This window comes from Vibrio sp. 070316B (genome assembly GCF_013114115.1).
Classification (GTDB): Bacteria; Pseudomonadota; Gammaproteobacteria; order Enterobacterales; family Vibrionaceae; genus Vibrio; species Vibrio chagasii_B.
On the sequence record NZ_VTYC01000014.1, the window covers coordinates 108222 to 118503 of the forward strand.

The window sequence follows — 10282 nt, forward strand, 5'->3', positions numbered from 1 at the left end:
CGTAGACCCACTCCAGACGCTTTTATTACGTCTGGAGTAGGGTACAAACCACTGACTCCACTGAGCTTGAAGCGACAGCCTATACTGATGCTTGTGATGTTTGCTCCGTATTGCCAACAAAATATGAGACCCAGTCATCTATAGGTAGAGGTCTAGCAAAGAAGTAACCTTGTGCGTATTTACAACCTATCTGACGCAGAGTCTTTACGTGGTTCTGCGTTTCAAGTCCTTCAGCAATCACTGAAAAATCGAGTATTTGTGCGAGTTTTAATACCGCACAGGTGATCTCGTAATCAACCTTAGATGAGTTGATGTCTTCAATAAAGCTTCGATCGAGTTTGACGCAGTCTGCTGAGAGGTTTTTCAACACAGATAGTGAAGAGTAACCGGTACCAAAGTCATCAATGGCAATTTTATAGCCCTTGGAATGAAGCACTTCTATCGTTCTCGAACAGGTCTCGAAATCTCGCATCATGTCTCTTTCTGTTATCTCAAGTAACAGTTGATGTGGCTGACAATCTGTCTCATCGAGTATTACTTGGAGTTGCTCGGCGAGGTCGGTCATGTAAAACATCCGAGCAGAGAAGTTGATTGAGAAAGTTACCCCCTCCAAGTCGATTCCTGAGCGTTGCCAGTCGGTGATGAGGTTAGCTACTTTTTTAAATACCCACTTATCAATGTCGATAATAAGGTCACTCTTCTCTGCGACTTCCAGAAAACCAGCCGGAGGCAAAAGGCCCAACTTAGGATGTCGCCAACGGACTAGCGCTTCAGCACCAATGATCTCTTGCGTGTCCAGATCGACTTTTGGTTGGAAGAACACTTCTAGTTCGTCATTAGCAATGGCCTGATGCAAGCCCATGTTGGTTTCGATAAGATCATTGACTTCATGAGTCATCTTGTCGGCATAGACGCGATATTGGTCTCTGCCATTGCGCTTGGCGTGATACATGGCAGTATCTGCGTTTCGGATTAGAGTTTCACCACTTGAGCCATGAGTAGGGTACTCACACACGCCTATACTTGCAGCAACGAATATCGAGTTGTTGTCGGCATAGTAAGGTTTGCGGAGTGATTGGTTTAGTCGGTCTGCCAGTTGTTCACCTTTACTTAAGCTGATGTCAGAGAACACGACCATAAACTCATCGCCGCCCATTCGTGCGACGAAGCCATTGTTGCCAACAAGCGTGGTCAAAATATTTGATACGTTGATCAACAGGTTGTCACCTTGCCCGTGTCCTAGCGAGTCATTGATGGTTTTAAACTCATCAATATCCAGATAGAACAGTAAGAAAAATGAGTTATGCTCTCGAGACCGTTTAATCTCCTCATCTAATCTCTTCGTCGCTAACAGTCGGTTTGCTAAACCTGTTAACGGATCGTGGTGGGCAAGAAAGTCGAAGTTCTTTTTCTCTTCAGTTAGGTCCAAATACGCTTCAGACAGCCTACCAGCCATGTCATTGTAGGCTTTCTCTAAATGAGACCATTCATCGCTTCTACCAAGCGCGATAGGCTCTTTTAGGCTGCCAGACTCCAAACGATTGAAACCATGCTTAAGTGCGTTGAGTGGTTTTTGAATATGGTGTCTGACGACATGGTTAAGTAACAGCAGTGACAAGATAACGGCAGAAAAGCTGATGATAATTGCGTTAAAGCGCGACTCACCGATCTCTTCTTCTAGTTGAGCAGTGAGGGCCAGAGCTTGGTTTTGAACACGAGACTCTGTATTTTCTACCATTTCTAATAGATCGCTTTGTGCATCCAATAGAGAAGCCATGACCAGCCAACGTTGTTCTAGGTTGGCACGAATTCGTTTAAGTGCCGCATTATAGCGTTTAACTGTTTTCTGAATTTTCTGCTTCTCGCTGATTACCGCTGCTGTTTTTATATCAACGTTTTCTAAGTGCAGTAAGAAGATATCGAGCTCTTTTTCGACTTTGATTAACAGCACTTTTTCTGTTTCTGGTGTAATGCGGCTGTGTATGTCACCGACCATTTTTCCGGAAGTCAGAAAAGATTCCCTCAGCATGTTCATCAGATCCAACTCATTGTTGTATCGAATAAAGTCATTTTGATTGAGGTGCTTCAGCTTACTGTCAGCAATAGCAAACTCCAGCTTATTGAGTTGGGCTGCTAAGGTGGCATCAATTTGATTGGTTTGTTTTAAGATTCGATTAAGCGCAAGTGAACTGCCTAAGAAACGGTGGAAGTTGTCAATAAAGGCATCTATTTTCTGTGAAAATCCTTCATTTGTAGACAAATCTCTTAGTTTTTGCAGCTGGAAATCAACGTTAAAAGCCTCTTCAGACAAGGTATTCTCGCTGAATAGAAAGGTCTGTTCGAGTAGTTTTACTCGAGAGGTCAAGGTAAAAACTCGTCGACTTATCTCGGAATTTACAATCAACTCGGAGACATGTGTAGAGGTTTCTGTTTTAAGCGTTGATTCGACATAATACAAAGAGCGAATCACCATGATGACCGCGAAGCTTACGATAAGTAGTGATATTAAGTTGGATATTATGAAGCGCTGGGTAATGTTAATTTGATTGAATTTCATTGTGGCTTCCAAATATTCAGATACGCTTCGCGGTAGCCATTCTTAGGGTCATAAATGCCAGTCGTTTCGTTGTTAATAAGCTCTGCTACGTTCTTTGGCGTGACGAGATGAACAGGCGCAGAATAACCACTAGGCGGCATGTTATTAAACGCTCTGTTGAGTTCGTCAACGATTTGCCAACCTTGAAGGTATAGAGGCTCAGGAACGGTCGCAGACTGGAACTTGTCTCTGTTGATTCTTTTGTACGCGGCTTTACTGCCGTCGCCTGCCGAAATGTTATTGGGAATCAACTTGTTATCTTCGATTTTTGACTCTAAGGAGGGGATGGCATAATCGATATATAGGTCGTTAATCGCTAAAATATGGGTGATGTTGTCACCATATTTTTTATCAAGCATCTTCAAGGTAGATGGCATTTTTTGGTCGATCTGATCGAGTGGAAGGTAGATCAGCTCAAGCACATCACACTGGCGGCACTGTTTGATAGTATCCACCATTGCATTCGCTTTTATCATCGCAATTTCGTAATTTGGGTCGGTGAAAACCACAATTTTGGCTTGGCCTTTTGAGTTAACAATAGACAATAAAGCAGCGATTTCTGCTACATCCAGAGGATCGGTTGTGATGTTGGTAAACAGACCAATCTCAGGATTTCCACCCGCTAATTCTGTGGCGTGCCATCCAATGATGGTGATGCCCAAATCTTGGGCTTGTTTTAGGATCTTTTGATGACGTACTGCATCAATACCACCAAGCACAATGGCATCGGGTTGAAAGCCGATTGCTTTTCTAATGGCTGCCCCTTGGCGAACCTCAGATCCTAAACCATCGACAAAACGTAGGTGCCAATCAATTTTTGAAATCGCTTCAGATAGGCCTTTCCCCACACCATAAACACCACCGTTACGCAGGTCCGATGCAACAAAAATGATGCTTTTTTCATGGCGTATCGCAGGGCCTGCAGTTGGTCCTCCCCAAGTGGTTTGGTAAGACACCGCACGCGTAACCTTATTTTCAGCGTATTTGAAAAATACGTCTTCTGGGTACCCTGCAAAACTTGTTGAGCTGCAAGTGATAGCAAGTAATGCACTTGCAAAGTTAAATATTTTATTCATCAGTTTTATAAAAGTTCTTTAAATCATTATCGCCCTATATTTATAATATTGTTAATAAACATTCAAACACTTGGTAACATTTATGCTGGGTCAAAATTATAAAATCCTTTTACCTTTACTTCTAACTGCTTGTTTTATGGTTTCACTAACTGTGAGGGCTGATGGAGAATGGCTTGACGATGATTTTAGAAAACTTGAAAAATTTCAAGAGACTGTGAGTGGTGAGCCTATTTCTCTTGTAGCAGAATCGTCTGAAAAACCCGTAAGGATCGCTTTAATTTACCCAAGCGCAGATATTTCCGATTTTTGGATACGTAATTTCGTTGCGCTAAAGGAAAGGCTGATCGCTTTGGAGCTCAGGTTTGAGATTGATGAATTCACATCAAGGCAGATTGAACACTCATTGCAAACTCAATACACGGAACAAGTGCTCAGCTCGGATACTCCGTATGACTTCGTCATTTTTGGACCTTCAGAATTGGATATTCAAGCCGGAAACATTCAAAAGCTGTCGGCGTCCTCCGACTTTAAAACCTTCATTTGGGCTTTCCATACCCCTAACGAGCAGTGGTCACATCAGCCAGATAGCTGGTTTGATTTTTCCAGTGAGATGGGCGCGAAAGTGTTGTGTGATCACGTGGTTCAAGAGTTAGGTAATGATGTTGAGTTTTCCGCGAACCGAGGCATTCCTGGCATCACCGACACCCAACGTTCACAAGGCTTTATCGATTGTGTTGAAGAGAAAGGCGATTGGTTAACGGTTTATGAGCATTTTGGGCAGTATCAAAAAATTGGAGGGGCCGATGGGATTCGCCTAGTACTCGGTAACTTTCCGGAAGTGACCATGGTTCACAATGCTAATACGGCAATGACGATGGGAGCGGTGGACGCGCTTAGTGAAGCTGACATGCTGTCTGAGATATATGTGACAGGTTGGGGCGGCACCGCAAAAGAAATAGAAAAAATCCGTTCTGATGAGCTTGATGCTACCCCTATGAGAATGAGCGACGATCTGGGTGTTGCTACGGCAGAAGCGATTAAGTTTCACTTGGAAGGTCGACAAACAGAAGTGCCGTTGATCTATTTAGGCAGAATCACCGTGGTGCACAACAAAATGGATGATCAAGAGCTGAGCCAATTAACTCGAGAGGCTTTCCGTTATTCAGGAAAAAACTAGTGCACTGAACGTTACTCGTACCATAGCAAAGAAAAGAAAAAGCCGCTTGCCTGTATTAGGTAAGCGGCTTTTTATCGCTCGCAACACACCGGTTTAATCGGTGTTAGTGTTAATGCTTTTAATCGACGATTTCTTTCAATACTTCACCAATCGAACCACTTGGCTGTGTAATGCCTAGCTTGTTAGACAGAGTCGGTGCAATATCATAAGGCGTAACTGCTCGTGATATCTTTTTAGCTTCTACGTCATAACCTGCAAAGATAACCGGTACATGAGTGTCGTATTTCCATGGTGAACCATGTGTCGACGCGATTTGAAGGCCTTCCATGTCGTTGATGTAGCTGCGCGGTGCAAATACGACATAAACGTCACCAGAGCGCGCTGGGTGATAGTTGTTTTTAATCAGCTGCATGACGTGTGTATCAGGTACTCTGTTCTTAGCGATATCACTGCTTGATACAGCAAATGCTACGCCTTTCACTTTCGAAATTTCATCTGCAATCGCTTCCTGAACTTTTGCTAGGTCAAGCTTCTTCTCAGCGATAAGGTCATGATTCAGGTAAATGTACGGCTGTGCATACAAGCGGATCGCATCTTTAGTTAAACCAAATTGGTCTTTCAAACGTTTCTCAACACCACTCGATAGTAAGGTATCTTTGTTGAAGTATTGTGCTTGATTAAAGCCAAGCGCATTTGCCGCAGGCGACGCTTCAGGTACGCCATGGTCGGCGGACAAAACAATGAGTGTGTTTTCTAACCCCACTTGGTCATCGACGGTTTTTAAAAGTTTCGCGATAGTTTTATCAAGTCGAATTAAGTTGTCTTCCGTTTCTAAGCTTTCTGGGCCGTATAGATGGACCACATAATCGTTCGATGAGAAGCTAACCGATAGGTAGTCGGTGGCATCGCCTTGCCCAAGCTTTTCTTGCATCAATAGTGTGCTGGCAAAGTTCTCTGTAATCTCATCACCAGCGGGGCTCACGGTTAACGTGGTGCTGTAATATTTGTAACTCGCTGGGCCATAAGGGTGAGGGAAAGTCCTTTGGAAATCACCTAGCTTAACCTTGTAATCAGTATCGTGCTCTTGAAGTGTATATTGGTCGCGCGGCAACGAGAGTTCCCATTTCTGTTTGGAGTATTGCGCTGCAACTTTCTTCTCATTCCAACGAGATACCCAATCTGGATATTCATCATAGTAATAATTACTGGTGACAAACTCAGATTGTGCTTTCGAGAACCAAAACGCTTTTCCACTGTGTCCTGCAAGAGAGATAGCACCACGGTCTTTCACTGACACACCAAAAACCTTTGATTTTCCGCTGTTGGAAATAGTGAGTTCATCACCAAAGGTGGTCGCAAGAATTGGCTCTGGAGAACGGCCATCGCCTTGTGCTGTCTTTTGTGTTGGATCTATCTCTGTAGCCTTATCGACACCAGCACCAGAGGTTAACATGGTGTAGTTGCCGTCCTCTACGTTATACACTAAACGCTCTTCACTGCGGTCGTACCAAACATTACCCACCATGCCATGTACACTTGGTGGAGCGCCTGTTGCTAGTGATACATGGCCGACAATGGTTTCTGTATTACCGTGTTGATAATTGGCATTAGTGTAATAGGTGCCATCATCCATCAAGTAGCGAAAGCCACCCTCACCAAAGTTATGCTTATAGCGCTCTATAAGGTCGGCACGCAGACCATCAACCGTGATTTGAAGAACCAAATCAGGTTTCTCTGCGGCTGTTGCGGGCAAAGCACAGAGTAGAGCAAGTGTAAGACCTGAAAGCTTGGTGTATTGCATAGGGTTTCCTTATTCAGTGTTGACGCATTGTTCTAGCGTGTGGTCAGACTTTTAACGTTGAGATAGGGTTATTCACGTATCTAGTTCGCATCTTTAACCAACCGCAATCCCATGTCCGACATGGTGATGGACTGGCTTGCGAAATCACGACGGTAACTTTCCGATTCATTTTCGTCATAAGCAAAACTGCCACCGCGAACAGACTTGTGCGATAAGCCTACGTCGCTGTGTTTAGCGTTGTTTGGATTGTCTGTTGGACCAAATCGGTAGAAGGTGTCATCGAAGGCATCGATCACGAATTCGCCAACATTACCGGTCATGTCATATAAGCCTAGTTCATTTGGCTTCTTTAGCCCGACTGGGTGTGCGCTATTTTTCGAATTTGCTGAGTACCACGCAACATCATCTAAGTTATTGGAACCACTGTAAGTATAGCCTTTGCTTTTGTTGCCACCTTTGGCAGCAAATTCCCATTCTGCTTCGGTTGGTAGACGGTAATCTTCGCCAGTTAACTCATTCAATTGCTCTACGAAATAGTTCGCTTGCTGCCAGCTTAGGTTGTTAACGGGAACTTGTGGGTTTTGGAAATAACTGAGAGATGAGCCCATGACAGATTCGAACAATTCTTGAGTCACCTCAAACTTGGCGATGTAGAAACTATCTACAGTAACACTACGTGCTGGGCGCTCGGCTTTACTTGCTTCTGGGCTGTTTGAACCCATGGTGAATGTGCCGCCTTCAACGAGAACCATATCTTGGTCAATTTGTTGGGCAATAGGGTGTGTTGGCACGCTTGAACAGCCGCTGAGAAGAATAGTCATGGTGACGCCGCTGACTGCTGCTAAATGTTTGTAATTGATAAATTTCATCACGTGCCTCAAATGTTCGAAATAGGGTGTAATTCTAACGTTTTTGGTCATTCCTATTGGTTATAAAGGGTATAACATGCCACTGACTTCATTCGGAATTATGATGGGAACAAGATAATAAGATAGGTAGGTAAATCATGCATATTACTCAAGGTCCTCAATATAATGGTAAAGCGTCTAAGCGCTTACATGTTATGGCGAAGCCGATTGGCGCAGCGTGTAACATTGACTGTAAATATTGTTACTACCTAAGTAAGCAAGATTTGTTGGAGTACAAGAAAGGCAGTTCTCCAAGAATGGATGATGAAACGTTAGAGACGTATATCCGACAATACATCGAAGGCCAGAATACGCCAGAAATTATCTTCTCATGGCAGGGTGGTGAACCCACCATGCTTGGTTTGGCTTATTTTGAACGTGTGGTTGAACTACAGAAGAAGTACCAACCTGAAGGTGTATTGATTTCCAATGACCTACAAACCAATGGCACATTACTGAATGACGATTGGGGACAGTTCTTAGCAAAGAATAACTTCTTGGTAGGCTTAAGTATTGATGGCCCAGAGATGCTGCATAACGCCTACCGAACTAACCGAGCCGGTCGCGGTACGTTCAAGCAAGTGATGGCGGCTGTTGAGCTGTTGCACAAGCACCAAGTGAAATTCGCGACGTTAACCTGCGTGAACAACCTGACCAGTCAAAACGCACTAGAAGTGTACCGATTCTTACGTGATGTGGTGAAGTCGCCGCAAATGCAGTTTATCCCTATCGTTGAGCAAAAAACCTTTAGAACGGTTGCACCGCAAACCTCTCAAGTGAGCGAGCAATTGAAGCAGGGTGACAAGCGCCTGATCCCGGGTCATAAAGATTCAATCATGGAATCATGGTGTGTGTCAGATCTGGCGTGGGGTAACTTCCTGATTACCGTGTTTGATGAGTGGGCGAAAAACGATATCGGCAAAGTGTTCGTTCAATATTTCGAAGCAAGTTTAGAAACGTGGATTGGTCGTCCTAATCCACTTTGTACCTTGAATGAGATCTGCGGTAAAGGCCTGGCAATGGAGCCTAATGGTGACGTTTTCTCATGTGACCACTATGTTTATCCAGAATATAAAATCGGTAATATCCACCACGAGAAGTTGGATGATTTGGCGTACAGCGCTTCACAACAGAAGTTTGGCTTTGCTAAATCACGAACATTAACCAACCAATGTCAGCAATGTGATTACAAGTTTGCTTGCCATGGTGAATGTCCTAAGAACCGCTTTATTAAAACGCGTTCAGGTGAGCCGGGTTTGAACTACTTGTGCGCGGGTTGGCACAAGTTCTTTTCTCATGTCGATAAATCGATGGCGTACATCGCTCGCGCTATGAGACACCCTGTTGCTCACGGCAAGTACAGCGACTCTGTAATGATGGCACGTCGTGCAGAGATGGCTAAGCAAGCGACGTTCGAGACCAAGTTCTAGTTCAAGGTCTATCAATCTTAACGATAATTCAAACAGATATGAGTCTAGGGACAGGCTAAGTTCTCAAGTTTAAGGTACCACTATGATCAAGAAGAGTTTAGCGACAGCGGTTGCTTTAGTTATTTCAACGTCCGCATTGCTATCAACATCTGCAATGGCAGCTAACAGCGTCCAAGCTACTGTTGACGCACCTGCACAGAACATTAATCAAGTACTTGAAATGACTGACACTCAAACACGCATTCAGCAGTTGTCTTACATGGCACAAGATAAGAATCAGTCTGTTGAAAACCGCACAGGAGCTTTGCAAGAATTGGCTTCATACCCAAGCCAAAACGCGCTGGTGGCCGTTGCAAGAGGCTTGAAAGACCAAGACCCTGAAGTACGCGAAGCTGCGGTTATTGGCTCTGAACCATATCAACTGGAACATCGTTGGGCATTGGTTTCCCCTTTGCTTAAAGACAGTGATACCATGGTTCGCCACACAGCGACATCGAATTTAGTTCGTGATTTCAACACCCTAGATGAAGCGCAAAAAGCGGAAATTGAACCGGCGGTAAAAGAGCTGATCACTTTCTTGGAAACACAAGAATCAGAGAAGTTTCAGTTACTGTTTGCAGATGTCCTACGTTGGCACAATGAGTGGGAAAAGGCGGAAACGGTTTATTTAGAGCTGATTAAAACGCATCAAAATGATCCTCAAGTATGGTTGAGTTACGCAGACAACTTCCGAGCTCAGAAGAAAGACCAACAAGCGGTTGAAGTGTTAGATCGTGGTTTAGCGAATGTGCCGGACAATGCGGCTTTGCATTACTCAAAATCGCTGACCTTAGTTCGATTAGAAGAGAAGGGCGCCGCAGCAAAAGAGATTGAAGTGGCTGCTGAACTAGCGAAAGACAACAGCTATTACTGGTATCTCAACGGCGTATTGCAAGAAGATCTCGATATCGACAAGTCGACAAAATCATTTGAAAAGGCGTATTTGATTTCTGGCGCTCCAGAGCAACTCTACGCTGTATGTGATATTTACGTTCGTTACGGTAATGAAAAAACGGATGAATGTTTGACTGAGCTTAGTAAAGTCGCACCTGACTATGTGATCGAGCAGTTGAAAGAGAAGCGAGTAGCGCCAAGTTCATAGTAATTGCGTTAATCGATAAACTAGAGTGAGTTATTGAAAAGCCAGTCGAAATGAACTGACCCCCAATAGTTGGACACCAATTATTGGGGGTCTTTTTATGTCCAAATATAGCCGAGAGCTAAAATGTATCATTGCTAAGCAATACTTAGATGG

At 44.0% G+C, this 10282-nt stretch carries 7 protein-coding genes; 3 read left to right on the plus strand and 4 right to left on the minus strand.

Annotated elements, in window-relative coordinates:
* Positions 1 to 79 precede the first annotated feature (79 nt).
* The gene (locus tag F0251_RS12710; RefSeq protein WP_171731103.1) at positions 80 to 2557 is read right to left on the minus strand and encodes an EAL domain-containing protein; all 2478 of its coding nucleotides are present in this window, start codon (positions 2555 to 2557) and stop codon (positions 80 to 82) included.
* A complete protein-coding gene (locus tag F0251_RS12715; protein WP_061031040.1) occupies positions 2554 to 3672 on the minus strand; it encodes a substrate-binding domain-containing protein in 1119 nt (372 codons plus the stop codon). Before F0251_RS12715 ends, F0251_RS12710 begins: the two co-directional genes overlap by 4 nt.
* An 82-nt stretch (positions 3673 to 3754) precedes the next feature.
* On the opposite strand from F0251_RS12715, the gene F0251_RS12720 reads away from it, so the two are divergent.
* A complete protein-coding gene (locus F0251_RS12720) occupies positions 3755 to 4849 on the plus strand; it encodes a substrate-binding domain-containing protein (protein WP_171731104.1) in 1095 nt (364 codons plus the stop codon).
* 118 nt (positions 4850 to 4967) lie between these two features.
* On the opposite strand, the gene F0251_RS12725 is transcribed toward F0251_RS12720, so the two are convergent.
* Both F0251_RS12725 and F0251_RS12730 read right to left on the minus strand, forming a co-directional pair.
* Positions 4968 to 6650 (minus strand): alkaline phosphatase family protein, encoded by a 1683-nt coding sequence (locus F0251_RS12725; protein WP_171731105.1) that lies wholly within the window; start codon positions 6648 to 6650, stop codon positions 4968 to 4970.
* Positions 6651 to 6730: 80 nt separating this feature from the next.
* Positions 6731 to 7519 (minus strand): SUMF1/EgtB/PvdO family nonheme iron enzyme, encoded by a 789-nt coding sequence (locus F0251_RS12730; protein ID WP_105058118.1) that lies wholly within the window; start codon positions 7517 to 7519, stop codon positions 6731 to 6733.
* 137 nt (positions 7520 to 7656) lie between these two features.
* On the opposite strand from F0251_RS12730, the gene F0251_RS12735 reads away from it, so the two are divergent.
* Entirely contained in the window at positions 7657 to 8988 is a 1332-nt protein-coding gene (locus tag F0251_RS12735) for an anaerobic sulfatase maturase (protein WP_171731106.1), read from the plus strand.
* An 82-nt stretch (positions 8989 to 9070) separates the two neighbouring features.
* Positions 9071 to 10129, plus strand: coding sequence for a hypothetical protein (locus tag F0251_RS12740; protein WP_171731107.1), 1059 nt, complete (start codon positions 9071 to 9073; stop codon positions 10127 to 10129).
* Positions 10130 to 10282 lie beyond the last annotated feature (153 nt).

What these genes read in the sequence shown, in the direction of transcription:
- F0251_RS12710 (WP_171731103.1), bottom strand. Translation starts at nt 2,557, where the DNA reads ATGAAATTCAATCAAATTAACATTACCCAGCGCTTCATAATATCCAAC.
- F0251_RS12740 (WP_171731107.1), top strand. Translation starts at nt 9,071, where the DNA reads ATGATCAAGAAGAGTTTAGCGACAGCGGTTGCTTTAGTTATTTCAACG.
- F0251_RS12730 (WP_105058118.1), bottom strand. Translation starts at nt 7,519, where the DNA reads ATGAAATTTATCAATTACAAACATTTAGCAGCAGTCAGCGGCGTCACC.
- F0251_RS12725 (WP_171731105.1), bottom strand. Translation starts at nt 6,650, where the DNA reads ATGCAATACACCAAGCTTTCAGGTCTTACACTTGCTCTACTCTGTGCT.
- F0251_RS12735 (WP_171731106.1), top strand. Translation starts at nt 7,657, where the DNA reads ATGCATATTACTCAAGGTCCTCAATATAATGGTAAAGCGTCTAAGCGC.
- F0251_RS12720 (WP_171731104.1), top strand. Translation starts at nt 3,755, where the DNA reads ATGCTGGGTCAAAATTATAAAATCCTTTTACCTTTACTTCTAACTGCT.
- F0251_RS12715 (WP_061031040.1), bottom strand. Translation starts at nt 3,672, where the DNA reads ATGAATAAAATATTTAACTTTGCAAGTGCATTACTTGCTATCACTTGC.